The sequence below is a fragment of the Streptomyces sp. Tek67B01 genome, assembly GCF_055231995.1.
On the sequence record NZ_JBUYUY010000001.1, the window covers coordinates 2,477,590 to 2,504,175 of the forward strand.

20 protein-coding genes, 1 tRNA gene and 2 pseudogenes are annotated in these 26,586 nt (G+C 70.5%); 8 read left to right on the plus strand and 15 right to left on the minus strand.

Annotated features, from left to right (window positions below; translation table 11 throughout):
• Positions 1–65: 65 nt before the first annotated feature.
• From ACV7NM_RS10895 to ACV7NM_RS10910, 4 genes and pseudogenes are all read left to right on the plus strand, one after another.
• Positions 66–482 (plus strand): annotated as a pseudogene (locus ACV7NM_RS10895) (ketoacyl-synthetase C-terminal extension domain-containing protein); the annotation flags it as partial.
• A 10-nt stretch (positions 483–492) separates the two neighbouring features.
• A pseudogene (locus ACV7NM_RS10900) lies at positions 493–591 on the plus strand (hypothetical protein); the annotation flags it as partial.
• Between the two features lie 88 nt (positions 592–679).
• Positions 680–1,612: a polyketide synthase dehydratase domain-containing protein gene (locus ACV7NM_RS10905; protein ID WP_463410117.1), complete on the plus strand. Its 933-nt coding sequence runs from the start codon at positions 680–682 to the stop codon at positions 1,610–1,612.
• A gap of 51 nt (positions 1,613–1,663) precedes the next feature.
• Positions 1,664–1,885 carry a methylmalonyl-CoA mutase family protein gene (locus ACV7NM_RS10910; RefSeq protein WP_463410118.1) on the plus strand — a complete coding sequence of 74 codons (222 nt, stop codon included), beginning with the start codon at positions 1,664–1,666 and terminating at the stop codon, positions 1,883–1,885.
• Between the two features lie 55 nt (positions 1,886–1,940).
• On the opposite strand, the gene ACV7NM_RS10915 is transcribed toward ACV7NM_RS10910, so the two are convergent.
• The 15 genes from ACV7NM_RS10915 to ACV7NM_RS10985 form a co-directional block, all read right to left on the minus strand.
• On the minus strand, positions 1,941–3,326 hold the full coding sequence (locus ACV7NM_RS10915; RefSeq protein WP_463413893.1) for an MraY family glycosyltransferase: 1,386 nt from the start codon (positions 3,324–3,326) through the stop codon (positions 1,941–1,943).
• A 70-nt stretch (positions 3,327–3,396) separates the two neighbouring features.
• Positions 3,397–4,659 carry a serine hydroxymethyltransferase gene (locus tag ACV7NM_RS10920; RefSeq protein WP_463410119.1) on the minus strand — a complete coding sequence of 421 codons (1,263 nt, stop codon included), beginning with the start codon at positions 4,657–4,659 and terminating at the stop codon, positions 3,397–3,399.
• Between the two features lie 163 nt (positions 4,660–4,822).
• Positions 4,823–5,479 carry an arsenate reductase/protein-tyrosine-phosphatase family protein gene (locus tag ACV7NM_RS10925; RefSeq protein WP_361309377.1) on the minus strand — a complete coding sequence of 219 codons (657 nt, stop codon included), beginning with the start codon at positions 5,477–5,479 and terminating at the stop codon, positions 4,823–4,825.
• Complete coding sequence (locus tag ACV7NM_RS10930) at positions 5,476–6,123, minus strand: L-threonylcarbamoyladenylate synthase (protein WP_136215110.1); 648 nt, start codon at positions 6,121–6,123, stop codon at positions 5,476–5,478. Before ACV7NM_RS10930 ends, ACV7NM_RS10925 begins: the two co-directional genes overlap by 4 nt.
• 58 nt (positions 6,124–6,181) lie before the next feature.
• Complete coding sequence (gene prmC / locus ACV7NM_RS10935) at positions 6,182–7,027, minus strand: peptide chain release factor N(5)-glutamine methyltransferase (protein ID WP_136215109.1); 846 nt, start codon at positions 7,025–7,027, stop codon at positions 6,182–6,184.
• Between the two features lie 75 nt (positions 7,028–7,102).
• Positions 7,103–8,182 (minus strand): peptide chain release factor 1, encoded by a 1,080-nt coding sequence (prfA, locus tag ACV7NM_RS10940; RefSeq protein ID WP_463410120.1) that lies wholly within the window; start codon positions 8,180–8,182, stop codon positions 7,103–7,105.
• Positions 8,183–8,289: 107 nt separating this feature from the next.
• A complete protein-coding gene (gene rpmE / locus ACV7NM_RS10945; protein ID WP_136215107.1) occupies positions 8,290–8,508 on the minus strand; it encodes a 50S ribosomal protein L31 in 219 nt (72 codons plus the stop codon).
• A 212-nt stretch (positions 8,509–8,720) separates the two neighbouring features.
• Positions 8,721–9,830, minus strand: a complete 1,110-nt coding sequence (locus ACV7NM_RS10950) for an LCP family protein (protein WP_463410121.1) — start codon at positions 9,828–9,830, stop codon at positions 8,721–8,723.
• A gap of 339 nt (positions 9,831–10,169) precedes the next feature.
• A complete protein-coding gene (gene rho / locus ACV7NM_RS10955; RefSeq protein ID WP_463410122.1) occupies positions 10,170–12,299 on the minus strand; it encodes a transcription termination factor Rho in 2,130 nt (709 codons plus the stop codon).
• A 438-nt stretch (positions 12,300–12,737) separates the two neighbouring features.
• Positions 12,738–13,664 carry a homoserine kinase gene (gene thrB / locus ACV7NM_RS10960; protein ID WP_463410123.1) on the minus strand — a complete coding sequence of 309 codons (927 nt, stop codon included), beginning with the start codon at positions 13,662–13,664 and terminating at the stop codon, positions 12,738–12,740.
• Positions 13,665–14,054: 390 nt separating this feature from the next.
• Positions 14,055–15,125 (minus strand): threonine synthase, encoded by a 1,071-nt coding sequence (gene thrC, locus ACV7NM_RS10965; RefSeq protein ID WP_463410124.1) that lies wholly within the window; start codon positions 15,123–15,125, stop codon positions 14,055–14,057.
• 6 nt (positions 15,126–15,131) lie between these two features.
• Positions 15,132–16,436, minus strand: coding sequence for a homoserine dehydrogenase (locus ACV7NM_RS10970; protein WP_463410125.1), 1,305 nt, complete (start codon positions 16,434–16,436; stop codon positions 15,132–15,134).
• Positions 16,437–16,593: 157 nt separating this feature from the next.
• Positions 16,594–17,985 (minus strand): diaminopimelate decarboxylase, encoded by a 1,392-nt coding sequence (gene lysA, locus ACV7NM_RS10975; RefSeq protein WP_463410126.1) that lies wholly within the window; start codon positions 17,983–17,985, stop codon positions 16,594–16,596.
• A 19-nt stretch (positions 17,986–18,004) separates the two neighbouring features.
• Positions 18,005–18,964 (minus strand): ArgS-related anticodon-binding protein NrtL, encoded by a 960-nt coding sequence (gene nrtL, locus ACV7NM_RS10980; protein WP_463410127.1) that lies wholly within the window; start codon positions 18,962–18,964, stop codon positions 18,005–18,007.
• 153 nt (positions 18,965–19,117) lie between these two features.
• Positions 19,118–19,594, minus strand: coding sequence for a response regulator (locus tag ACV7NM_RS10985; protein ID WP_463413894.1), 477 nt, complete (start codon positions 19,592–19,594; stop codon positions 19,118–19,120).
• 100 nt (positions 19,595–19,694) lie between these two features.
• Here ACV7NM_RS10985 and ACV7NM_RS10990 point away from each other — a divergent pair.
• From ACV7NM_RS10990 to ACV7NM_RS11005, 4 genes are all read left to right on the plus strand, one after another.
• Positions 19,695–19,766, plus strand: a tRNA-Arg gene (locus tag ACV7NM_RS10990).
• A gap of 112 nt (positions 19,767–19,878) precedes the next feature.
• Entirely contained in the window at positions 19,879–23,439 is a 3,561-nt protein-coding gene (locus ACV7NM_RS10995; protein ID WP_463410128.1) for a type I restriction endonuclease subunit R, read from the plus strand.
• Positions 23,440–23,444: 5 nt separating this feature from the next.
• Positions 23,445–24,986 carry a restriction endonuclease subunit S gene (locus ACV7NM_RS11000; RefSeq protein WP_463413895.1) on the plus strand — a complete coding sequence of 514 codons (1,542 nt, stop codon included), beginning with the start codon at positions 23,445–23,447 and terminating at the stop codon, positions 24,984–24,986.
• Entirely contained in the window at positions 24,983–26,542 is a 1,560-nt protein-coding gene (locus ACV7NM_RS11005; protein WP_463410129.1) for a type I restriction-modification system subunit M, read from the plus strand. Before ACV7NM_RS11000 ends, ACV7NM_RS11005 begins: the two co-directional genes overlap by 4 nt.
• Positions 26,543–26,586 lie beyond the last annotated feature (44 nt).

The window sequence follows — 26,586 nt, forward strand, 5'->3', positions numbered from 1 at the left end:
GCCCGTAAGTGGCCAGCAGTGCCTGCGTCGTCGCCCCGCGCTGCTGGACGCGCCGCTGCCGGTGACTGGCGATGCGGCACCGGGAACTGCCGCGCACCCTGCACGTGGACGGCCCCACGCCCGAGGTGGACTGGTCCGCCGGCGCGGTGGAGCTGCTGACCGAGAACCGGCCGTGGCCCCGTGGCGACCGGCCCCGCCGGGCCGGGGTGTCTTCGTTCGGGATCAGCGGCACCAACGCGCACGTGATCCTGGAACAGGCACCGGAGGCCGCTGAGGAGACCGCGGCCGAGGCCGCCGGCCCATGGGCGGAGCCGTCCTCGACGCCGTGGGTGGTATCCGGCCGTGGCGAGGCCGCGCTGCGTGCCCAGGCACGACGGCTCCTGGACCACCTGGAGGAGCACCGCGCACTGAGCCCCGCGGACGTGGGTCTGTCGCTGGCGGGTACGCGTTCGGCTTTCGAGCACCGGGCCGTGGTGCTCGGTGGCGGCGGTCGTGTCGGGCGAGCCCGACGCGCTCGACGAACTGCTCACCTCTTGTGAGGCGGAGGGGGTTCGGGCGCGTCGCATCGCGGTCGACTACGCCTCCCATTCGGCGCAGGTCGACGCCCTCAACGAGGACCTGCTGCGCGAACTGGCCGACATCCGGCCCCGGGTCCTGCTCCGTCGCCTTCCACTCCACGGTGAGCGGGGAGCAGCTGGACACCTCGGGACTGGACGGCCGTTACTGGCTGCGGAACATGCGCGAGACGGTCGCCTTCGAAGGGGCGGTTCGCGCCGCGACCATGGCGGTCCAGGAAGCCATCGACGGCGCCGGAGTCGTCGCCCATGCGTCGGGCACCCTGCGACGTGAGGAGGGTGGCACCGGTCGACTCCTGAACTCGCACGCGCAGGCCTACACGGCCGGTGCGCCCGTCGACTGGACGAAGGCGTTCACCGGCAGCGGCGCGCGCCGCGTGGAGCTCCCCACCTACGCCTTCCAACGGCAGCGCTACTGGCTCCGCGTGACGTCGTCCGCGTCCGGCGACGTGACGGCCGCGGGTCTCGCCGACCCCGGGCACCCCCTGCTCGGAGCGGCCGTGGAGCCCGCCGAGATCGACGGCCTCGTACTGACCGGCCGCGTCTCACCGCGCGACCACCCCTGGCTGGCCGACCACCGGGGCATGGGCGCGGTGCCCCTGCCCGGTACGGCCTTCGTCGAGCTGGCGGTGGTCGCCGGTGACCTCGTCGAGTGCCTCCGCATCGAAGAACTGACCATGGAGGCGGCGCTCCTGCTCCCCGAGAGCGGCGCCCTCGACCTGCAACTCGCCGTGAGCGCCCCCGATGAGAGCGGCCGACGCGAGATCGGGTTCTTCGCCCGGGCGGACCACGACGTCACGGCCACCTGCACCCGACACGGCTCGGGAGTCCTGTGCCCGGCCGCCGCGGTCCCGGACCCGGACCCGGCCGCCTGGCCGCCCCCGGGTGCCGAGCCGATCGAAGTCGCCGGTCTGTACGAGCAGTCACCGGACAGCCCCTTCGCCTACGGGCCCGCCTTCCACGGCCTGCGCGCCGCGTGGTCACGCGGCCGGGAGGTGTTCGCCGAGGTGCGGCTCCCCCGGGAACCGCACGAGTAGGCCGCCGAGTACCTCCTGCACCCCGCGCTGCTGGACGCGGCGCTGCACGCGGTGCACCTGGGTCAGACCGAACGGCTGGCCAAGCTGCGCGCCTGGCGGGACCAGTGGGCTGTGGACGAGGCCCTGACACGGCTTGCGCGGGCCGCCGGCGGCGACGGGAACGTCATGCTCCCGATGCGCTCGGCTCTGGCGACCGGTGCCACGGTCGGCGAGATCCGCGCGACCCTCCAAGGGGTGTGGGGAACCTACCCGCCCCGGCACGGACACCGCTAGGGCCTGCCCGTGCCGTCTCCCGCCGGCGCCACCGCGGCGACCGTCCGGCGGCGCCCTAGCCTCGCTGCCGTTCCTTCGTACCGGTCCCGCCCCGGCTCACGGGCAGCGCGGACAACGCGGTGGCGCCGTGCAACCCGTACGAGGCCGGCTCGCGGACCTCCACGCTCTGGCCCGCCGCCGCCCGGGACGGCGTCGGCGAGGTGTGGCCGTCCTCCGCGCCGGCGACCACGGCGCGGCCCACCGGCGCCGACGCCTGCGCCTGTGCGTCCCGGTAGCGCGGCGGGACCAGCGCCTGCGCCCAACGCGGGGCGCGCGGGGTGAAACGCGGCAGGAGGAGCAGTACGAGGCCCAGGGCGCTCAGGCCCGCGATGCCGAGCACGATCCACATCGAGGTCGAGTGCACCGAGTAGGCCACCGCCCCGAAGGCGATCAGACCCGACCAGAAGTACATGATCAGTACCGCGCGGCTGTGGGAGTGCCCGAGTTCCAGCAGCCGGTGGTGCAGGTGCCCGCGGTCGGCCGCGAAGGGCGACTGCCCGTTCCAGGTGCGCCGGACGATGGCCAGGACCAGGTCCGCCATCGGGATCGCGATGATCGTCAGCGGCAGCACCAGCGGGATGAAGACCGGCAGCATCGCGTGCGTCGCGTTGCGCTCGCCGCCCGCGAAGAGGGCCAGCGTGTCCGGGTCCACCTGCCCGGTGATGGAGATCGCGCCGGCGGCCAGCACCAGACCGATCAGCATCGACCCCGAGTCGCCCATGAAGATCCGGGCGGGATGCATGTTGTGCGGCAGGAAGCCCAGGCACATGCCCATCAGGATGGCGGCGAACAGGGTCGCCGGCGCCGCCGACTCGATCCCGTAGCCGAACCAGATCCGGTACGCGTACAGGAAGAACGCCGCGGCGGCGATGCAGACCGTGCCGGCGGCCAGTCCGTCGAGACCGTCCACGAAGTTCACCGCGTTGATGGTGAGCACCACCAGGGCCACGGTGAGCAGGTTGCCCTGCCACGGGGTGACCGAGACCGTGCCGATGAAGGGCACCGGGATCCACAGGATCGTCAGGCCCTGGATGACCATCACACCGGCGGCGATCATCTGGGCGCCGAGTTTGATCAGGGCGTCGATCTCGAACTTGTCGTCGAGCACGCCGATCAGCCAGATCAGCGCCGCGCCGGACAGCAGCGCCCGGGGCTCGTTCGAGCCCGTGAACACCCCGCTCAGGTTCTTGAGGTGGTCGGCCACCAGCAGCCCCGCGCACAGACCGCCGAACATCGCGATCCCGCCCAGCCGCGGAGTCGGTTCCCGGTGCACGTCACGGGCGCGGATCTCCGGCATGGCCCCGACCGCGATCGCGAACTTCCGCACGGGCCCGGTCAGCAGGTAGGTCACCGCAACCGTGACGCAAAGCGTCAGCAGATATTCACGCACTGGCAGCCCCAGATGTATCGCCGGCCATCTCAGCCCCACACATTAGCCGCGATGTCACCGCTACCGAGGACGCGCGGGGCCCCTACCCCGGTTGCGGTACGCCCCACTCGCCCGCCTTGTCACCATAAGGAGGAAATGTCCCGACCAGTTCGCCGACCGCGACACGGGTCCGCGCGCCCTCCCCGCGCAGCGCCGCCGCGAACAGCGCGGCGACGCGGACCATCTCCGTCTCCCCCATGCCCTGGGTGGTCACCGCCGCGGTGCCGAAGCGAATCCCACGCTGGTCCCCGTACGGCAGGGCGCAGGTGTCCAACACGATGCCGGCGGCCGCGAGCCGGCCCCGGGCGGTGGGGCCGTCGATGCCGAGGGGGGCGGGGTCGGCGCAGATGAGGTGGGTGTCGGTGCCGCCGGTCGTCACGGCGAGGCCGGCGGCCTCCAGTGCCTCGGCCAGGGTCCGGGCGTTGGCGACGACCCGGTGGGCGTACGTGGTGAACGCGGGCCCGGCCGCCTCCCCGAAGGCCACGGCCTTCGCGGCGATGGTGTGCATCTGGGCGCCGCCCTGGGTGAAGGGGAACACCGCCCGGTCGACGCGCTCGGCCAGTTCCGCGGTGCACAGGAGCATCCCGCCGCGCGGGCCCCGCAGCACCTTGTGCGTGGTCGCGCAGACGATGTCCGCGTACGGGACGGGGCTGGGGGCCGCCCGGCCTGCCACGAGCCCGATCGGGTGCGCGGCGTCGGCGATCAGGTACGCCCCCACCTCGTCGGCGATCTCCCGGAAGGCGGAGTACTCGGGGTGGCGGGGGTAGCAGATCGAGCCGCAGACGATGGCCTTGGGCCGGTGCGCGCGGGCCAGTTCCTGCACCTGCTCGTAGTCGATCAGGCCCGTCTCGGCGTCGACGCCGTACCCGACGAAGGAGAACCAGCGGCCGGAGAAGTTCGCGGGAGAGCCGTGGGTGAGGTGTCCGCCGTAGGGGAGGCCCATGGCGAGCACCGTGTCGCCCGGGCGCAGCAGCGCGGCGTACGCGGCCAGCATCGCGGAGGAACCGGAGTGCGGCTGCACGTTGGCGTGCTCGGCGCCGAACAGCGCCATGGCCCGCTCGACCGCGATGCGTTCGGCGAGATCGGCGTACTCGCAGCCGCCGTGGTGGCGGGCGCCGGGGTAGCCCTCGGCGTACTTGTTGGCGAGCGCGGAGCCGAGCGCGGCGAGCACGGCGGGCGAGCAGAAGTTCTCGGCGGCGATCAGCTGCAAGGAACCGGCCTGCCGCTGGGCCTCCCCCGCGAGCACGTCGGCCATCTTCGGGTCCTGCTGCCGCAGCAGGTCCGTGGGCGGGGTGGTGACGCTCATGGCGCGGCTCCCAGTGCTGTCCCGGATAGGGCCACTGTAGGCCCGCCTCCGCGATTTCGCCCCCGGGCCGCCGCCGGCCTCGACCGCCCGGTCCGCGCGGCTCCGGAGGGTGATCCGGGCATCGGCCCGCCGCGCCGGCTTCCGGCCGTCGGGCCCCGCGGTCTCAGCGGGAAGCCGTGACGCCCGTCAGGGCCGTCACCACGGGGTCCAGCGCCTGGTTGATCTCGTCGCCGATCGAGCGGAAGAAGGTGATCGGCGCCCCGTACGGGTCGTACACCTCGTCCGCGTCGGCGGACGGCGCCAGCAGCCATCCGCGCAGCGCGGCGGCCGCCCGCACCAGGGCCCGCGCGCGCTCCGCCATGCCGTCGTCCAGCGGCGGCAGCGTAGCCGGGTCTATCGCCCGTACCAGTCGCGTGAACTCCTTCAGCGTGAACGTGCGCAGCCCCGCCGAGTGACCCATCGAGATGACCTGCGCCCGGTGGTCCCGGGTCGCCGTCAACACCAGGTCGGCCCGGATGACGTGCTCGTCCAGCAGCTCCCGCCCCGTGAAGCCGGAGGCGTCCGCGCCGAAGTCCGCCAGGACGGCGGCCGCGTTGGCCTCCATCGGGGCCCCCTCGTGGCCCCAGGTGCCGGCGCTCTCCACAATGAGTTCCCCGGCGACGAGACCGCCCAGCCGGTGCGACAGGGCGTGCCGCGTCAGCCGCTCGGTGATGGGCGAGCGGCACACGTTCCCAGTGCTGACGTGGAGTATGCGGAAGCAGTCTCCCCCAGCCTCCGCCGGAAGACGCCCCGTTGCTATGCCACGCCCCTGAGGGCTCACGGGGCGACCTCGAGGTCGGGTACGACCTCCCGCAGCTGCTCGGCGGTCAGCGCCCCCGCGCGCAGCAGGAGGGGAACCTTCCCCGTGACGTCGACGATCGAGGAGGGCTGGATGCCCGGGGTGGGGCCTCCGTCCAGGTACACCGACACCGAGTCGCCGAGCATCGCGCGGGCCGCGTCGCAGTCCTCCGGCGCCGGGTGCCCGGTCAGGTTCGCGGAGGACACGGCCATCGGGCCGACCTCGGTCAGCAGCTCGATCGCCACGGGGTGCAGGGGCATGCGTACGGCCACGGTCCCGCGGGTCTCCCCCAGGTCCCAGGCCAGCGAGGGCTGGTGCTTGGCGACGAGCGTCAGCGCGCCCGGCCAGAACGCGTCGACCAGCTCCCACGCCTGCTCGGAGAAGTCCGTGACCAGGCCGTGCAGGGTGTTCGGGGAGCCGATGAGGACGGGCGTGGGCATGTTGCGGCCCCGACCCTTGGCCGCGAGCAGGTCGCCGACCGCCTCCGCGCTGAAGGCGTCCGCGCCGATCCCGTACAGGGTGTCGGTGGGCAGCACGACGAGTTCGCCGCGGCGCACTGCGGAGGCGGCTTCACGCAGGCCCGTCTTGCGGTCCGTGGCGTCATTGCAGTCGTATCGCCGGGCCATCAGCGGGCCTCCTCAAGCAGCGGGGTGGTGACGTTGTCCGGGAGCGGGGTCGCGCTGATCACGGCATGGCCTTGCGGGCGGTCGCGAAGCGCGGGCGGTTGTTGAGGTCGGGGTGGTCGGCGGCGTCGGCCCAGCCCCGCTCCTCGGCGAAGATCCACGGCACCTGGCCGCCCTGCGTGTCGGCGTGCTCGATGACGACGATCCCGCCGGGCCTCAGCAGCCTGTGGGCGGTGCGTTCGATGCCCCGGATGGTGTCCAGGCCGTCCTCGCCGGAGAACAGCGCCATCTCGGGGTCGTGGTCGCGGGCCTCGGGGGCGACGTACTCCCACTCGGTGAGCGGGATGTACGGCGGATTGGAGATCACGAGGTCCACCTGGCCGTCCAGCTCGGGCAGCGCGCCGAGCGCGTCGCCCTGGTGGACGGTGACCCGGGAGCCCTCGGCGTTCTTGCGGGTCCACCGCAGGGCTTCCTCGGACAGCTCGACCGCGTGGACGCGCGAGCGCGGCACCTCCTGCGCCATGGCCAGCGCGATGGCGCCGGAGCCCGTGCAGAGGTCGACGATCAGCGGCTCGACCACGTCCATGGCCCGGACGGCGTGTATGGCCCAGTCCACGACCGACTCGGTCTCGGGCCGGGGCACGAACACCCCGGGGCCGACCTGGAGCTCCAGGTACCGGAAGAAGGCGCGCCCGGTGATGTGCTGGAGCGGCTCGCGCGCCTCCCTGCGGGCGACGGCCTCCCAGTAGCGGGCATCGAAGTCCGCGTCCTTGACGTGGTGCAGTTCCCCCCGCTTGACGCCGTGCACGAAGGCCGCGAGTTCCTCCGCGTCGAAGCGCGGTGAGGGCACGCCTGCGGCGGCCAGCCGCTGGGTGGCCTGGGCCACCTCGGCAAGCAGCAAGTTCACGCTGGTCCTCCGGGCTGCTGTCGTACGGGGGTGGAGCGGGGGGGCAGGCAGGCGCCTCGGTCACACGGTCGCGGTTCAGTGCGCGGCGGCGAGCTTGGCGGCGGAGTCGGTGTCGACGCAAGCCTGGATGACCGCGTCGAGGTCTCCGTCGAGCACCTGGTCCAAGTTGTACGCCTTGAAGCCGGTCCGGTGGTCCGAGATCCGGTTTTCCGGGTAGTTGTACGTGCGGATCTTCTCGGACCGGTCCACGGAGCGCACCTGGCTGCGGCGCACGTCGGACGCCTCCTGCTCGGCGGCCTCCTGGGCCGCGGCCAGCAGCCTGGAGCGCAGGATGCGCATCGCCTGCTCCTTGTTCTGGAGCTGGCTCTTCTCGTTCTGGCAGGAGGCGACCACACCGGTGGGGATGTGCGTGATGCGCACGGCCGAGTCGGTGGTGTTGACGGACTGGCCGCCGGGGCCCGAGGAGCGGTACACGTCGATGCGCAGGTCGTTCATGTTGACCTCGACCTCGACCTCCTCGGCCTCCGGGGTGACGAGCACGCCGGCGGCGGAGGTGTGGATGCGGCCCTGGGACTCGGTGGCCGGAACCCGCTGGACGCGGTGCACGCCGCCCTCGTACTTCAGGCGGGCCCAGACGCCCTGGCCGGGCTCGGTGGCGCCGTTGCCGCCCTTGGTGCGGACGGAGACCTGGACGTCCTTGTAGCCGCCGAGTTCGGACTCGGTGGCGTCGATGATCTCGGTCTTCCAGCCCACGCGCTCGGCGTAGCGCAGGTACATGCGCAGCAGGTCGCCGGCGAACAGGGCGGACTCGTCGCCACCCGCGCCCGCCTTGACCTCCAAGAGCACGTCCTTGTCGTCGCTGGGGTCGCGGGGGACGAGCAGCAGGCGGAGCTTCTCGGTGAGCTCTTCGCGCTGGACGCCCAGTTCCTTGGCCTCGGCGGCGAAGTCGGGGTCGTCGGCCGCGAACTCCTTGGCCGTCTCGATGTCCTCGGCGGTCTGCTTCCAGGCGCGGAAGGTCGCGACGATCGGGGTCAGCTCCGCGTAGCGCTTGTTGAGCTTGCGCGCGTTGGCCTGATCCGAGTGGACCGAAGGGTCGGCGAGCTTCTTCTCAAGGTCGGCGTGCTCGCCGACCAGTTCCTCGACCGCCTCGAACATCGGTGGCTCCTGTGGTGAAAGTGAAGAAAGGGCTGCGGGACGAGAAAGGCGCCGGCCCGGCTGCCCGCGCGAGAGCGGTGCAGCCGGGATCCGGCGCCGGAGGCTCGCTACTTCGAGCCGGCAGCCTTGCCGAAGCGGGCCTCGAAGCGGGCCACACGGCCACCGGTGTCGAGGATCTTCTGCTTGCCCGTGTAGAACGGGTGGCACTCGGAGCAGACCTCGGCACGGATGGTGCCGTCGGTCAGGGTGCTGCGGGTGGTGAACGACGCGCCACAGGTGCAGCTGACCTGGGTCTCGACGTACTCGGGGTGAACATCGCGCTTCAAGGTGTCTCCTAGATTCGGGAGGGCGCCGGGTCGCAGGGGCCGAATTGCGCGCTGCGTGAACCGGGGCCGACAGACCAGTCTGCCAGGACCGGGCCGCCTGTCAAAATTCTGAGGACACCCTCCACAACGGGGAGGGGCCGGCATCTATTCCACTCGGCCGGGAAACTCCCGCGGCCGGCGTTTTCGATGTTCCGGCCGCCCCGTCCCGGGCGCTAAGGCTGCTGGACGATGCCGCCGGCGCTGCCCTTGTCCCCCATGGAGTTCGCCGTCGCCTCGGCCGGGATCGGCTGGTCCGCGAGCAGGGCGTCCCATACCATCTTGGACTCCTTGGCGAGCGGGGCGACGCGGTCGTGGTCGAGGGCGTCCGCGGTCACCGGCATGGTGATCATCTGGAGGTTCTGGGCGTCGATGCCGCGCAGGCTCTGGGCGAAGCCCAGGAGCGACTTCACGTCGCCGAGCTGTTTGTCGGTGGTGAGCGCCTTGGTGCCGGTGTCGGCGAGGTCGAGCAGCCGCTTGGGGTTGTCGAAGACGCCGATGCCCTTGACCTGCTTGATCAGCGCCTTCATGAAGGCCTGCTGGAGCTGTATTCGGCCGAGGTCGCTGCCGTCGCCGACGCTCTTGCGGGTGCGGACGAGGCCGAGGGCCTGTTCGCCGTTCAGCTTGTTGGGGCCCGCGGGCAGGTCGAGGTGGCTGGAGCCGTCCTTGATCGGCTTGGTGGTGGTCACCTGGACGCCGCCGAGGTTGTCGATGATCTTCTTGAAGCCCGTGAAGTCGACCTCGATGTAGTGGTCCATGCGGATCCCCGACATCTTCTCGACGGTCTTGACCGCGCAGGCGGCCCCGCCGATGGTGAACGACTCGTTGAACTGGGAGCGCGTGCTGCCCCGGTCCGTCTTCCCGTCCGCCGTCTGGCAGGCGGGGCGGTTGACCATGGTGTCGCGCGGGATGGATATGACGCTCGCCTTGTGGTGGCCGTCGTAGAGGTGGACGATCATCGCCGTGTCGGAGCGGGCGGACCCGCCGTCGTCCCGGCCGTACTCGCCGTTCGCCCCGCCGCGGGAGTCCGAGCCGAGGACGAGGATGTCCATCGAGCCGTTGTCGACGTTCTGCGGGCGGTCCTTGCCGAGCGCCGCGTCGATGTCGACGGTCTTCAGGTTCCCGTTGAACTTGAAGTAGAAGTAGCCCGCGCCCGCGCCGCCCAGCAGCACTACGCCGGCGGCCGTCCACGCGACGACGGTGAGGCCCTTACGGCGCTTCGGCGCTCTTCTCCGGCGCCGGCTGCCCGCGGCGCGGCGGCCGCGGCCCCTCGTGTCCTCGCTCATGCTCTCCTCGGTCCCCGGCCCGCTCCCGCGACCCGTTCGGCCTGTCTGCGACCCCCGCTGTTCTCTGACACAGACGGAGGAACGACTTCCAGGGTTCCACGGTCCCGGGCCGGGGTCGTACCGCACCCGTCGACCACCGGCGCGGCCCCTGACAGGGTGTGACACGGGGCTCACGGTGCGTGCCGGAACGCGGACGAAAGCGGGGGTGAGCGCGTCCGCCGGCCCGGCGGCGGTGTGGCGAAGGTCGCAGTACGACGAAAGCGGTACGACGAAACGGGACCGCCCCCGCCGCGGCTGCGGTGGGGGCGGTCCCGTCGGACGGTCCGGCTACGGCGACGATCAGTCGTCGTTCTTGCCCGCCGGGGTCGTCTTGGCGATCTGCATCAGGAACTCGGCGTTCGACTTCGTCTGCTTCATCTTGTCGAGCAGCAGCTCGATCGCCTGCTGCGAGTCGAGTGCGTGGAGCACCCGGCGCAGCTTCCAGACGATGGCGAGCTCCTCCGCGTTGAGGAGGATCTCCTCCTTGCGCGTACCGGAGGGGTCGACGTCGACGGCCGGGAAGATGCGCTTGTCGGCGAGCTTGCGGTCGAGCTTGAGCTCCATGTTGCCGGTGCCCTTGAACTCCTCGAAGATCACCTCGTCCATGCGCGAGCCGGTGTCGACCAGCGCGGTGGCCAGGATGGTCAGCGAGCCGCCGTCCTCGATGTTGCGCGCGGCACCGAAGAAGCGCTTCGGCGGGTACAGCGCGGTCGAGTCGACACCACCGGACAGGATGCGGCCGGAGGCGGGGGCGGCGAGGTTGTACGCGCGGCCCAGGCGGGTGATGGAGTCCAGCAGGACGACCACGTCGTGACCCAGCTCCACGAGACGCTTGGCGCGCTCGATGGCCAGCTCGGCGACCGTGGTGTGGTCCTCGGCCGGACGGTCGAAGGTCGAGGAGATGACCTCGCCCTTGACCGACCGCTGCATGTCGGTGACCTCTTCCGGACGCTCGTCGACCAGGACGACCATCAGGTGGCACTCGGGGTTGTTGGTGGTGATCGCGTTGGCGATCGCCTGCATGATCATGGTCTTGCCGGTCTTCGGCGGGGCCACGATCAGGCCGCGCTGGCCCTTTCCGATCGGCGACACGAGGTCGATGATGCGGGTGGTCAGCACGCCCGGGTCGGTCTCCAGGCGGAGCCGGTCCTGCGGGTACAGGGGCGTCAGCTTCTGGAACTCCGGTCGGCCGCGGCCCGATTCGGGCGCCATGCCGTTCACCGAGTCCAGGCGCACGAGGGCGTTGAACTTCTCGCGGCGCTCGCCGTCCTTGGGCTGGCGCACGGCACCGGTGGTGTGGTCGCCCTTGCGCAGCCCCGCCTTGCGGACCTGGGCGAGGGAGACGTACACGTCGTTCGGGCCGGGAAGGTAGCCGGAGGTCCGGATGAACGCGTAGTTGTCGAGGATGTCGAGGATGCCCGCGACGGGGATCAGCACGTCGTCGTCGGCGACCTGCGGCTCGCTCGGCGCGAACTCGTCGCGGCCACGACGGCCACGGCGGTCGCGGTAGCGGCCGCGACGGCCGCGACGGCCGTCCTCGGAGTCGAAGTCGTCCTGCGGGCCGTTGTCCTGACGGTCCTGCCGACCCTGCTGACCCTGGCTCTGGCCCTGGCCGCGGCCGCCCTGCTGCTGACGGTCACCGCGGTCCTGACGGTCCTGGCGGCTGCCGCCCTGACCACCCTGGCCCTGGCTGGCCTGCCCGGCCTGGCCGCCCTGCGCCTGGCCGCCCTGGCCCTGCTCGTCGGCCTTGGCGCCGCGGTCGCGGCGGTCGCGCTGGCGGTCGCCGCGCTCACCCCGGTCGCGGTCACGGCGCTCCCGACGGCCGCGACCCTCGCCGGCCTCCTGGAGCTGCGTCTGACCCTGGCCCTGACCCTGTGCGGAGACGGCCGTGGCGGCCTCCACCTTGACGTCGGCCTGAGTCGCGGGCGCGGTGTCGGTCTTCTGCTCGACCTGGACGGCGACGGGCGCCGCGGACTCCGGGCTGCCGGTGGGTGCGGTGGCCCGACGGCGGCGGCGCTCGCCGACCGGGGCGTCGTCGCTGGCCGGCTGGCCGGGAATCTCGATCTGGGCCTGCGTGGCAGGCTTCTCGGCGGGCGCCTCGGCGGCGGCCTCACCCGTACGGGCCTTGCTGGTGGCGCGGCGCTTCGGCTTGACCTCGGCGGTGTCCGCGACGGAGGCGGCGGCCTTGGGAGCACTTCCGCCCGCCTGCGCCTCCTTGATGACCTCGATCAGCTGGCTCTTGCGCATCCGCGCGGTGCCCCTGATGCCGAGGCCCGACGCGACCTGCTGCAGCTCGGCCAGGACCATGCCGTCAAGGCCGGTGCCGGAGCGGCGCCGCCGTCCGGCAGTGGCAGCCGCGGCACCCGCGGCGGGGGCACTGGTGTCGACGTTGGTGTCGGCAGCGCCCATCAGATCGGTGGTGTCGCTCACGAAGGGTCCTTCCCTGGAGCGGACGTCGGCCTGTCTGGCTCGGCGACCGGTTGTGCTGTCCGGCGCCAGTCTGTGACCTGGTGGGTCATGGACTGCAGCCGGGGCGGTGGTCCGCCGATAGAGATACGGCGGAGGAGAAACGTGCGTGGTGTTTCCGGCGAGAGGCCCCCGAGCTGGAAGCGTGGGAATATCACGCCGATTCCGGAGCGTGCTCGAAACTGCTCGCGGCGATCAGAGCAGTCGGGGAGGCTCCCGGAAGAAAGGTGGTCCCGTATGGGGACACTGAGCACCGAGCCATGGCGGCTTCGGATGCGCACTTGAGATTAACACTACCGGATCCAACGACATTCCCCCTCTCAATCACCGGCAATCACGCCTTTCCGCGCGGTCGGCCTGCCCAGCCGCCGCACCGGCCGCAGGCCGGCCGGGCCCTCGGGCCTAGCCGGCCTGGGTGCCCAGCGGAAGAACGCTCGCGCCCGGGACGTCGAGGGCCAGCCGGTTGGCCGCCCACCCCTCGCCCGCGAGCCGCGCGACCTTGTCGGCCGCACCGTTGTCGACCAGCGCCAGGACCGTGGGGCCCGCGCCGGAGATGACCGCGGGGATGCCGTCCGCCCGCAGTCGGGCCACGAGAGCCACGCTCTCGGGCATCGCCGGGGACCTGTACTCCTGGTGGAGCCGGTCCTCGGTGGCGGGCAGCAACAGCTCGGGACGCCTGGTCAGGGCTTCCACGAGCAGGGCCGCGCGACCCGCGTTGACGGCCGCGTCCACATGCGGGACGCTGCGCGGCAGCAGGCCGCGCGCCGTCTCCGTGAGGACCGGCTTGGAAGGCACGAAGACCACCGGAACGATGGAACCGGCGGGGTCCATCCGGATCGCCTTGGCGCTGCCGCCGTCCATCCAGGCGAGGGTGAAACCACCGAGCAGGCAGGCGGCGACGTTGTCGGGATGCCCCTCGATCTCGGTGGCGAGTTCCAGTAGCGCCGCGTCGTCGAGCTTGGCCTCCGCGCCTATGGTCACGGCGCGGGCGGCGACGATGCCGGCGCAGATCGCGGCGGAGGACGAGCCGAGTCCGCGCCCGTGCGGGATGCGGTTGGCGCAGACGACCTCCAGGCCGCGCGGCTGGCCGCCCAGCAGGTCGAAGGCGGTGCGCATGGACCGTACGAGGAGGTGGCTCTCGTCGCGCGGGAGGTTGTCGGCGCCCTCACCGGCGATGTCGATGTTCAGGCCGGAGTCGGCGACACGGACGACCACGTCGTCGTAGAGCCCCAGGGCCAGGCCGAGGGCGTCGAAGCCCGGGCCGAGGTTGGCACTGCTGGCGGGGACGCGCACTCGTACGGCGGCGGCGCGGAACGCTGGACCTGCCATCGGTCGATGACACTCCTTGTGACTGTGCGAGATCTGGTGCTGGGCGGGATCTTCGCTGCGAATGTACTGGAGAACGTACGACACCCGAAGGCCCTTGGGGCAGCACCGCGGTCATGTGCGCGGTGGCGGATGTAAGTACAGCCTATCGAAGGAAGGTTCTCTCGCGACATAGGGCGCACGGGAGGCGCACGATGCGTGTCGCGTCCTGCTGTCGACTTCGGTCGCTTTCGTCGGCTTTCGTCGGCTTCCGTTGGCTCCCTGTCGGCTCCCGTCGGCTTCCCGTCGGCTTCCTGTCGGGCCTTTCGTACCGTACGGCCCGAGTGGCCGGATTCCGGGGCTTACCGGAATCCGGCCACTCGGTTTCGGGCCGGCGCGGGGCGGGCCCCGGGATCAGACCAGGCCGAGCCGGACGGCCGCGGCCTCGGCGTCCACCGGAACGGTGACCGGCTGCGGGGCACCGGCCACCGCCCAGTCGGGGTCCTTGAGGCCGTTGCCGGTGACGGTGCACACGATCGTCTGGCCGGGATCGACCAGTCCGGCCTCGGCCGCCTTGAGCAGGCCGGCCACCGACGCGGCGGAGGCGGGCTCCACGAAGACGCCCTCCTGAGCGGCCAACAGCCGGTAGGCGGCCAGGATCTGGCGGTCCGTCACCTCGTCGATGAGGCCGCCGGACTCCTCGCGCGCCGCGAGGGCGTACTCCCAGGAGGCCGGATTGCCGATGCGGATCGCCGTCGCGATGGTGTGCGGCTCCTTGACGACCTCGCCCCGCACGATCGGCGCGGAACCGGAGGCCTGGAATCCCCACACACGGGGCGTACGGGAGGCCAGGCCGTCGGCCTTGTACTCCTTGAAGCCCTTCCAGTACGCGGTGATGTTGCCCGCGTTGCCGACCGGCAGCACGTGGATGTCGGGGGCGTCGCCCAGCGCGTCGACGATCTCGAACGCGGCCGTCTTCTGGCCCTCGATGCGGACCGGGTTGACGGAATTGACCAGCGCCACCGGGTAGTTGTCGGAGAGCGCGCGGGCCAGGTCCAGGCAGTCGTCGAAGTTGCCGTCCACCTGGAGGATCTTGGCGCCGTGCACCAGGGCCTGACCCATCTTGCCGAGCGCGATCTTGCCGCGGGGCACGAGGACCGCCGAGACCATGCCGGCGCGCACCGCGTACGCGGCGGCGGAGGCCGAGGTGTTGCCGGTGGAGGCGCAGATGACCGCCTTGGCGCCCTCCTCCTTGGCCTTGGTGATCGCCATCGTCATGCCGCGGTCCTTGAAGGACCCCGTGGGGTTCGCGCCCTCGACCTTGAGATGCACCTCACAGCCCGTGCGCTCGGAGAGCACCTGGGCCGGGACGAGGGGAGTGCCGCCTTCGCGGAGCGTGACCACGGGCGTCGCGTCCGTCACCGGCAGGCGGTCCCGGTACTCCTCGATGATGCCGCGCCACTGGTGGGTGCGATTGCTGCTCATGGGTCCTTACTCCCCTTCAACACGCATGATGCTGGCGACACCGCGTACGGTGTCCAGCTTCCGCAGCGCCTCGACGGTCCCGGAAAGGGCGGCGTCGGGGGCCCGGTGGGTGACGACGACGAGGGAGGCCCCTTCGCCGACGCTTTCTGGATGCCCTTGCTGGCGGACGGTGTCGATCGACACCCCGTGCTCCGCGAAGGTCGTCGCGACCTGGGCGAGGACGCCCGGCTTGTCCGCCACATCGAGGCTGATGTGGTAGCGCGTGACGACGTCCCCCATGGGGCTGACCGGCAGCTGGGTGTACGCCGACTCGCCGGGCCCCGTTGCCTCGGCGAGCTTGTTGCGGCAGACGGCGACGAGGTCGCCGAGGACCGCGGAGGCGGTCGGCGAGCCGCCCGCGCCCGGGCCGTAGAACATGAGCCGCCCGGCGGCCTCCGCCTCGACGAAGACGGCGTTGTACGCCTCGCGGACCGACGCCAGCGGGTGGCTGAGCGGGATCATCGCCGGGTGCACGCGGGCGGTCACCGACCGGCCGTCGGCGGCCCGCTCCAGGATCGCGAGGAGCTTGATGGTGCAGCCCATGCGCTTGGCGGAGGCGAAGTCGGCGGCGCTGACCTCGGTCATGCCCTCGCGGTAGACGTCGTCGAGCCGGACCCGGGTGTGGAAGGCGATGCCGGCCAGGATCGCGGCCTTGGCGGCGGCGTCGTAGCCCTCGACGTCGGCGGTCGGGTCGGCCTCGGCGTACCCGAGGGCCGTGGCCTCGTCGAGCGCCTCCTGGTAGCCGGCGCCCGTCGAGTCCATCTTGTCGAGGATGAAGTTGGTCGTGCCGTTGACGATGCCAATGACCCGGTTGATCTTGTCGCCCGCGAGGGACTCGCGCATCGGGCGGACCAGCGGGATCGCGCCCGCGACAGCGGCCTCGTAGTACAGGTCGAGCCCGGCCTGCTCGGCCACCGCGTGCAGCGCGGCGCCGTCCTGGGCGAGGAGCGCCTTGTTCGCGGAGACGACCGAGATGCCGTGCTCGAAAGCCGTGGTGATCAGGCCGCGGGCCGGCTCGATGCCGCCGATGACCTCGATGGCGATGTCGATGTCGCCGCGTTTGAGGAGGGCGGTCGCATCGGTGGTGATCAGGGCCGGGTCGATGCCCTCGCGGACCTTGGAGGGACGGCGCACGGCGACGCCGGCGAGTTCGACGGGCGCGCCGATCCTGGCCGTCAGGTCTTCGGCGTGCGTCGTCATGATGCGCGCCACCTCTGAGCCGACCACACCACAGCCCAGCAGCGCCACCTTCAGCGGACGCGTACGCATCATTCGACCTACGCCTTTCGATCTTTCATCGCCACCCGGCACGCGGTTTTGCGTGCCAGGTCTGACCAGTCTCACGCAATGGACAGCAGTTTCCATCCTCGGTCCATTGAGTGAGACGTCCATTTTGGGGGCCCGGGGGCCCACCCCAGAAATACCGGCGTCATCCGAGGTCGAGACGCAGGAGATCTTCCTCCGTCTCGCGCCGGACGATCTCGCGCGCCAGTCCGTCACGAACGGCCACGACGGGCGGCCGGAGCGCGTGGTTGTAGTTGCTGGCCATGGAGCGGCAGTACGCGCCCGTGGCCGGGACCGCGACGAGGTCGCCCGGGGCGAGGTCCGCCGGGAGGAAGGCGTCCTTGACCACGATGTCGCCGCTCTCGCAGTGCTTGCCGACGACGCGCACCAGCATCGGCTCGGCGTCGGAGACACGCGAGACAAGCGTGACCGCGTATTCGGCGTCGTAGAGGGCGGTGCGGATGTTGTCCGACATCCCGCCGTCGACGCTGACGTACGTCCGCAGGCCCTCCAGCGGCTTGATGGTGCCGACCTCGTAGAGGGTGAAGGCGGTCGGGCCGACGATCGCCCGGCCGGGCTCGACGGAGATCCGGGGGGCGCGCAGCCCCGCCGCCTCGCACTCCCGCGCGACGATCTCGTGCAGCGCCTTGGCGATCTCGTGCGGCTCGCGGGGGTCGTCGGCGGAGGTGTAGGCGATACCGAGGCCACCACCGAGGTCGATCTCCGGCAGCTCCACGCCGTGCTCGTCGCGGACGGCCGCCAGCAGCCGCACGACGCGCTTCGCGGACACCTCGAAACCGGCCATGTCGAAGATCTGCGAGCCGATGTGGGAGTGGACGCCGAGCAGCTCCAGCGAGGCGTGCCCCAGCGCCCTGCGGACGGCCTCGGCGGCGGACCCGTCGGCGACCGCGATCCCGAACTTCTGGTCCTCGTGCGCCGTGGCGATGAACTCGTGCGTGTGCGCCTCGACGCCGACGGTCACGCGGATCTGCACGGGCTGGCGTACGCCCAGTTCGGCGGCGATGTGCGCGACGCGGGCGATCTCCTGGAAGGAGTCGAGCACGATGCGGCCCACGCCGGCCTCGACGGCACGGGTGATCTCCGCGACCGACTTGTTGTTGCCGTGGAACGCGATCCGCTCGGCGGGCATCCCGGCGGCGAGCGCGGTGGCGAGTTCGCCCCCGGAGCACACGTCGAGGTTGAGTCCTTCCTCCCGCAGCCACTTCACGACGGCCTTGGAGAGGAACGCCTTCCCCGCGTAGAACACGTCGGCGTCGGCGCCGAAGGCGTGCGCCCAGGCGCGGCAGCGGGCCCGGAAGTCCTCTTCGTCCATGAAGTAGGCGGGCGTCCCGAACTCCTCGGCCAGCGCGGTCACTTCGATCCCGCCCATGGTCACGACGCCGTCGGCGTTGCGGGTGACGGTGCGCGACCAGACCTTCTCGTCGAGGGCGTTGAGGTCGGCGGGCGGCGGCGCGTAGTGGCCCTCGGGCAGGACGTCGGCGTGGCGGGGCCCGGCGGGGTGCGCGGAACGGCTCATCGGATTCTCTCTTCGCGGGTCACAGGCGTTCGGGGGCGGCGATGCCGAGCTGGGACAGGCCACCGGCCAGCACCGTCCCGGCGGCTTCGGCGAGTGCCAGCCGGGAGCGGTGGGCGGCCGAGGGTTTCTCGTCGCCCTTGGGCAGCACGTCGTACTGGAAGTCGAGCAGCGCGTCGGCCAGCCGGACGAGCTGCCGCACGAGGCGCTCGGGCGCGCGGTGGTGGGCTGCGGCTTCGAGGGCGAGGGGGTGGTCGGCGAGGGCGCGCAGCAAGGCGGGCGCCCCGTGCACGTGGTCCTCGACGTCCCCCGGCTCCGGCCGGAAGCCGATCCCGGCCGCGTTGCGGAGCAGGGCCCGGGTGCGGGCGTATCCGTACCGCACGCGGAAGAAGTCACTGGACTCGTCCTGGACGAGGAGGGCCCGCGACCCGAACACGGGGGTCTCGTGGGGCGGGACGGCGAGCATGGCCCAGCGGGCGGCGTCGACACCGTAGGCGGCGACGACGTCCCCTTCCTTCTCCGGTACGGGCGCGATCCGCAGCCCTCCCGTGTCGGGGTCGCCGCCGAGCCGCGATACGGCGCGGCGCACGACATCGGCCCGGGTCTCGGCTTCCGTGACGTCGACGGCCCTCGGGGGGCACCCGTAACGGGCGCCGCGGGTCTCCACGTCCCGTACGAGGGCTTCGGCGGACGGCCGGGCCATGACGAAGTTCAGGAACCCGGCACCGGTGACCTCGACCCGGTCGATCCCGGGCACCTCCGCGAGCCGGCGGGCGAGCATACGCGCGACGTCCCCCGGGGGGCGTCCGGCGCTCTTGGCCAGGGGAAAGGCGACGGCAGTGGCGTACTCCCCCACCCCGCCCGGCCGCGTCCGATCGACCACCACGCGCCCCGGCGGCTCCACCCCGACGGGCAGCTCCCCCTCCTCGACGGCGCCACGCACGGCGTGCGCGACGGTACGGGAGAGGTCGGCGGGGGTCACGGGACCCAGCCTAGGGGAGAACCCCCGACGTCATGCGAAGGGTTTCGCGATGTGAACAGCGCCCTGGATCTCGGCGCCCTCCACCCTCTGACCCGCCCTCTGCCCCGTCCCTTGCGGTCACCCTCTGCCGGTCCCGGCGGCGGCCCATTGCGGTCACCCTCTGCCGGTCCCGGCAGGAGCCCCTTCCCGCTCACGCCGGTCCCGCCGCTCGACGAGCCTCCGTACGACCCGGACCAGCTCGGCCGGCTCGAAGGGCTTGGCGAGGAAGGCGTCGACCCCGGCGGTGATCCCGGCCTCGACCTCGTGCTGCGTACAGGCACTGACCATGGCGAGCGGCACGTCCCGCGTCCGCGGATCGGCTCGCAACCGCGCGGCGGTCCCGAACCCGTCCAGCCGGGGCATGACCACGTCGAGCGTGATCACGTCGGGGCAGACGTGGTGGACGACGTCCAGACACTCGGCACCATCGTTCGCGGTCACGACCTCGAAGCCCTCCAGCTCGAGATTGACCTTGATCAGCTGCCGGATGACCTTGTTGTCGTCGACAACAAGCACCCGGCGCGAGGCGCCTGGCACAACTCGAGAGTAGGTGTGCCTAAGCCCCCGCGTCCGGGTTTTCCCCACTTCCACCCCCTCCGGGCGACCCACCCCTCCCCACCCCCGCAAACCGTTTCTGATCACTGCCCGCGAGCTGGTAGTGTTCAACCCGTCGCCGCAACGCGAACGACACGCCCCCGTAGCTCAGGGGATAGAGCAACGGCCTCCGGAGCCGTGTGCGCAGGTTCGAATCCTGCCGGGGGCACTTCGCAGGAAGTGCCACAGAGGCCCTCCAAACAGTTTCGCTACTGTTCGGGGGGTCTTTTTGTGTTCGCACCATGGCTACCCGCAGACCAGCAGCATTCGGGGGACAACACGTGGACGACAGGCTCCGGGATTTCGCGAAGGGGTCACCCAACTTCGGTGTCCTCTACCAGCACCAGCCCCTGCTCTCCCTCTACGGCGCCTCGGCCGAGGCCACGGTGTTCACCCACCCCAACTCGTCTCTTGTACAGGCCGGCCAGTTCGGTGAGGTCCTCGCCGAGGAGCTGATCACCCGCATCGGCATGCGGATCGAGGGCGACCGGCAGATCGACCGGCTGGTCGCGCTGACCCGTGCCGGAGTGCTGGTCCCCGAGATCCGTGACGACTTCGACCGGTTGCGGCGCGACCGGAACAAGGCCGCGCACAGCCACCTGTTCGATACGGCACGGGCCCTCGCCGCCGTACGCGTCTGCTACAAGCTCGGCCTCTGGTTCCACGACGCCATCGAGGGCCGGCGGACGGTCGCGGAGTTCGTACCGCCCACGGACCCCGGTGACACCGCGCAGGTCACGGACCCGGCCGAGCTGGCCGAGCTGCGGGAGGCCCTCGACGGCCACCGCCAGGCGCTCACCCAGGCCCGGACCAGGCTCGCCGAGTCCAGCGACGCTCTCGAAGCCGAGCGCAAGGCACGGGCCGAGGCCGAGCACCTCATCGCCAGCGCCGACGCGAACAAGAGCGCGCTGCTGGCCCGCGTCGAGCAGCTGACCTCGCAGATCGATGAGCTGCGCACCACTCAGCAGGCGAAGTACGAGGCAGCCCGTCAGCAGCCCCGGCAGGTGGACGCCAAGCGCCGCGAGGCGATCATCCACCGTGCGCAGCGGCCGGCCCCCCTCAACGAAGTGCAGGCGCGCGACGCCATCGACGGGATGCTGCGCGCGTCCGGCTGGGTCGTGCAGGACCGCGACCAGGTCAACCCGGAAGCGGGTCAGGGCGTGGCGGTCCGCGAGTTCACCCTCGCTACCGGCCGCGCGGACTACGTCCTGTACGTCGACGGGCACATCGTCGGCGTGGTCGAGGCCAAGCGTGAGGGCGACCACCTGTCCAGCGCCGTCGAGCAGAACGACCGTTACGCGTCCGGAGTCCTGAAGGAGCACCGCCTCGCGGTCTGGCGCGAGGCGGAGCCCTTCGCGTTCCGGTACGCGACGACCGGTACCGAGACGTACTTCATCAATCGCCTCGACCCCGACGCCCGCTCCCGCGAGGTCTTCTCGTTCCACCGGCCCGAGACGGTGGCCGCGTGGATGCGGCGCGCGGAGGAGAACCCGGACGCGCTCACTTTCCGCGCGGCTCTGCGTCAGCTGCCGGTCCTGGAGGCCAACGGCCTGCGCCTCGCCCAGATCGACGCGATCACCGGCCTGGAGAAGTCCCTGGGCGAGGACCGCGCGCGGGCCCTGATCCAGATGGCGACAGGCGCCGGCAAGACCTTCACGGCCGTGGCTCAGACGTACCGCCTGCTGAAGCACGCCAAGGCGCGCCGGATCCTGTTCCTCGTGGACCGCAACAACCTGGGCCGCCAGGCGTACGACGAGTTCCGCAAGTTCACGACGCCCGACGACGGCCGGAAGCTCTCCGACATCTACAACGTCGACCGCCTGGGTGCCGCCGGACTCCAGGACACCTCGTCGGTCACCATCTGCACGATCCAGAAGATGTACTCGCTGCTGCGCGGGGAAACCCTCGCCGAGGACGAGCAGGCGGACGAGGCCGCGGACAGCGAGGCGTACGAGGACACATACGCGACCGACCTGCCGATCGACGTCTCCTACAACCCCGATGTACCGATCGAGTCCTTCGACCTGATCATCGTGGACGAGTGCCACCGGTCGATCTACGGCCTGTGGCGCGGGGTCCTGGAGTACTTCGACGCGCACCTGGTCGGCCTGACGGCCACGCCCACGCTCCAGACCCTCGGCTTCTTCGGCCGCAACCTGGTCTCGGAGTACACCTATCCGCAGGCGGTCGCGGACGGGGTGAACGTCGACTTCGACGTCGTACGGATGCGGACCGACCTGCGGGAGAACGGCGGCGCGAAGATCGAGTCGGGTACGACGGTACGGATCAAGGACCGTAAGACCCGGCGGCAGCGCTACCAGGAGCTGGACGACGACTTCACGTACACGACCGGGCAGATCGGCCGGTCGGTGGTCACGGTGGACGAGATCCGGGCGGTCCTGACGGCGTATCGGGACAACTGGCAGCGCTGGTTCCCAGGGCGTAGCGAACTCCCCAAGACCCTGATCTTCGCGGTCGGCGAGGACCACGCCGAGGACGTCTTGGCCCAGGTCAAGGAGATCTTCGGGCGTGGGGACGACTTCGCCAAGAAGATCACGTACAAGAGTCGCCAGGCCGGCGAGGACCCGGACGAGCTGATCCGCGCGCTGCGGACCTCGCCCCGGATGAGGGTCGCCGTTACCGTCGACATGATCGCGACGGGTACGGACGTGAAGGCCCTGGAGTGCGTCATCTTCCTGCGCGAGGTGCGCAGCGCGGTGCTCTTCGAGCAGATGAAGGGGCGCGGCGCGCGGACCATCGACGCGACGGAGCTCCAGGAGGTCACGCCGGACGCGGACGCGTCGGTACGCAAGGACCGCTTCGTTCTGGTGGACGCGGTGGGCGTGACGGACTCGCCGCTGGTGGACGCCCGCCCGCTGGTTCCGGCGGGTGAGCGCCAGGTGTCGCTGGCCAAGCTGCTCGACAAGGCCGGTACGAAGTCGATCAGCGCGAACGAGGCCGAGATCCTGGCGGGACGGCTGGCCCGCCTCAACCAGCAGCTGACGACGGAGGAACGCGACCAGCTGACACGGGCGGCGGGCGGGCAGACGCTGTCCGAGATCGCGGGGGCGATCGTCAAGGCGGTCGACCCGGACCGGCAAGAGCGCGCGGTGGACGAGGGCGGCCAGGCGGCGGCCAGACGGCTGATCGAGAACGCGATCGCCCCGCTGACGGAGCAGCCTGAGCTGCGGCGGCACATCATCGAGATCCGGCGGGACAAGGACTACGTCTTCGACGAGTTCACGGCCGTCGAGGTGACGGACGTGAACGAGATCCCGCGCGAGCAGCGCGCGAAGGAGCAGGTGGACCGCTGGAGCCGGCTCCTGAAGGAGGAGCGCGACCGCATCACGGCGGTCAGCATCGCCCTGACGAGCCCGCGGTCGGTCTCCCCGGCGGAGACGTACGCGGCGCTCCAGGAACTGGCCCTGGAGATCCGCCGCCCGCACTTCGCGTGGACCCCGAAGGCTCTCTGGACGTACTACGAGGACCTGGGTGTGGCAGCCCACTCTCCCGGCCGCGAGGCGGGCGTGCCGGATCTGATCTCTCTGATCCGATACGAGCTGGGCGTGGACGAGGAGCTGCGGCCGTACCGTGAGACGGTGGAGGAGCGCTTCGAGGCGTGGCTGCTGAAGCAGGGCCAGGCCGGGGCGGACTTCTCGGAGGAGCAGCTGTGGTGGCTGCGGTCCATACGGGACGTGGTGGCGAGCGACGTCGGCATCAGCACCAAGGAGTTCAACGCGGAGCCCTTCAAGGGGAAGGGCGGGGGCCGCGGTTTCCAGCACGCTTTCCCGGGGCGGGATGTGCGGTCTCTGTTGAATGAGTTGAATCGAGAATTGGCTTGAGCGACATGGAACTTCCGGCGGGGTGGAGTTATGTCACCCTAGGGGACATCGCGAATTCCGTGAAGAACGGAATCTACGTCTCGCGGCCCGGTACTGAGCCCGACGGGGTACCCATCTTGCGTATCAGCGCAGTGCGCCCCATGCAGCTGAGCACATCGGATCTCCGTTACACGGGCATGTCATTGGACGAGGTCGAGGCAAAGGGTGGGATCGCCAAGCCCGGAGACCTCTTGTTCACCCGATACAACGGAAACATCAAGCTGGTTGGCGCCTGCGCACGAGTCCCGGACCATGCCCCCGTCGTGGCCTATCCAGACAAACTCATCCGGGTTGCACTGCCGCCCGAGGTCGATAGTCGTTTCCTCTGTTACGCATGGGCGTGGGCCGAGACACAGAGCCAACTACGGCAACACGTGAAGACGACCGCCGGGCAAGCAGGTATCTCGGGTAGCTCCCTCAAGACCATCAGACTCCCCCTCGCCCCCCTAGCGGAGCAGCACCGTATCGTCGAAGCCCTCGAAGACCACCTCTCCCGCCTCGACGTCGGCATCGCCGAACTGGCCAAGGCTCGGGCGAAGGCCAAGCGACTTTCATCGGTTCTATACGGACGCGCGGTGTCTGGCGGCTTCAGTCGCTCGGTACACGCCGACGAGGCCGTAGACGAGAGTGCTGTTCGCCAGGCGAGCAGCAAGATGGCCGCCCGCCGCTGGAAGCCCGTACAGCCCGTACGGATCCCCGACTACACCCTTCCAAAGAATTGGAAGACTGTCAGCCTGGGAGACTTGTCGCACTCATCTGGATATGGCACATCGACCAAGTGTGACTATGGGGCGTCCGGCTATCCGGTCCTGCGTATTCCAAATGTCCAGCAGGGATCACTCGATCTCTCGGACATGAAGTATGCGCTTGACCAAACTCTCGATTTGACCAAGTTCGCCATCGATCCCGGGGACCTGCTATTCGTTCGTACGAACGGCAGCCCAAGCCTCATCGGCAGGGTGGGCGTCGTGGAGGAATCACTTCCCTACGCCTTTGCGTCCTACTTGATCAGATTCCGCCTCACGCCCGGAATCGTGGAACCGCGCTGGGTTCAACTGGTCACGCAGAGCCCGCTTTGGCGGCAGGCGATCGAGCGGTACGCCGCATCATCGGCTGGCCAGTACAACCTGAGCGCAGAAACTCTCTCTCAGCTTCCAGTGCCACTACCTCCCTTGGCGGTTCAGCAAGAGACTCTCGAAGCTGTGGACGCAGCCGCGGCTAAGGCCATGCGGCTCTCCGTCGCAACCGACGTCGCCCGGACGCGCGCGGACCACCTGCGGAGTGCACTGCTACAGCGCGCCTTTACCGGCCAACTCGTCCCACAAGGCCCCACTGACGAGCCCGCCTCTGTGCTGCTCGACCGGATCCGGGCCGAGCGCGAAGCTCAGGGCGGCACGGTCAAGCGGGGCACACGCCGGCCCCGTAAGGCGGCCGAAGCCGCACCGCCGCCGGCCCCCGCCTCAACCCCCTCCCCCGCCACCGCCGTTCAGCAGGAGCTTCCGCTGTGACCCCCGCATCCCCCGCCCTGGCACACGCTCAGACCAACTCCTTGGTCGCGAAGCTCTGGAACTACTGCAACGTCCTGCGGGACAACGGCCTGTCCACCATCGAGTACGTCGAGCAGCTTTCGTACCTGCTCTTCCTCAAGATGGCCGACGAGATCGCCTCCGACCCCTTCACCGAGGCCGAAGCCCGGACCGTCGTACCCGCCAAGTACGACTGGCAGTCGCTCGCCTCCAAGAAGGGGATCGAGCTCGAAGTCCACTACCGCGAGATCCTGGCCGAGCTCGGCAAGAGCCCTGGCACCACCCTCGGCCGGATCTTCGCCAAGGCGCAGAACCGGATCACCGAGCCCGCCCTCCTCGAAAAGCTCGTGGTCGAGCTGATCGGCAAGGAGGACTGGACGATCCAGGGCACCGACCTCAAGGGCGACGCCTACGAGGGCCTGCTCGCCAAGGGCGCCGAGGACACCAAGACGGGCGCCGGCCAGTACTTCACGCCCCGGGCACTCATCGACGCCATGGTCGAGGTGATGCAGCCCCAGCCGGGTGACACCATCACCGACCCCGCCTGCGGAACCGCCGGCTTCCTCATCGCCGCGCACGCCTACATCCGCGAGCACCACATGCAGAACCTTTCCCGCGAGGAGCGGCTCGCGCTAGGGGACGGCAAGATCTGGGGTAACGAGCTGGTCACCGGCACCGCCCGCCTCGCCGCCATGAACATGCTGCTCCACGGCATCGGCGACGCCGACGGCAAATCCCTCATCACTGAGGGGGACGCACTCGCCGAACAGCCCAAGCAGCACGCTTCCCTGGTCCTCGCCAACCCGCCCTTCGGCAAGAAGTCCGCGATCACCATCGTCGGCACCGACGGCAAGGCCGATAAGCAGGACATCTCCTACGACCGCGACGACTTCCGCGCCACCACGACCAACAAGCAGCTCAACTTCCTCCAGCACATCATGTCGCTGATGGAGATGAACGGCCGCGCGGCAGTGGTCCTCCCCGACAACGTGCTCTTCGAAGGCGGGGCCGGCGAGAAGATCCGGCGTCGCCTGCTCGAAGACTTCGACCTGCACACGATCCTTCGTCTGCCCACCGGCATCTTCTACGCGGGCGGCGTGAAGGCCAACGTCCTGTTCTTCGAGAAGAAGCCGCCGCGCAGCGGAGGCGCGCACAACACCTCGAAGCTCTGGGTCTACGACTTCCGCACCGCCAAGCACTTCACCCTCAAGCAGCACCCGCTGACCCGCGCGGCTCTGGAGGAGTTCGTCGAGGCATACCTGCCGGGCAAGGACCGAAGTGAGCGCGTCGAGACCGAGCGCTTCAAGTGCTTCGACTACGACGAACTCATCGCCCGCGACAAGGTGAACCTCGACATCACCTGGATGAAGGACCCGGCCCTCGACGACGCCGACAGTCTGCTGCCGCCCGAGGTGATCGCGCAGGAGATCGTGGAGGACTTGCAGGCCGCGCTCAGCGAGTTCGCCGCGATCGCGGAGGCGCTCGGTGGCGAGATCTCGGCTGATACTGACGAGATCCAGCCAGGCGAAGGCGCTTGACCCGCAACTGAGTTGACCCGCCCCCGTCCCGCCGGAAGTCTTGA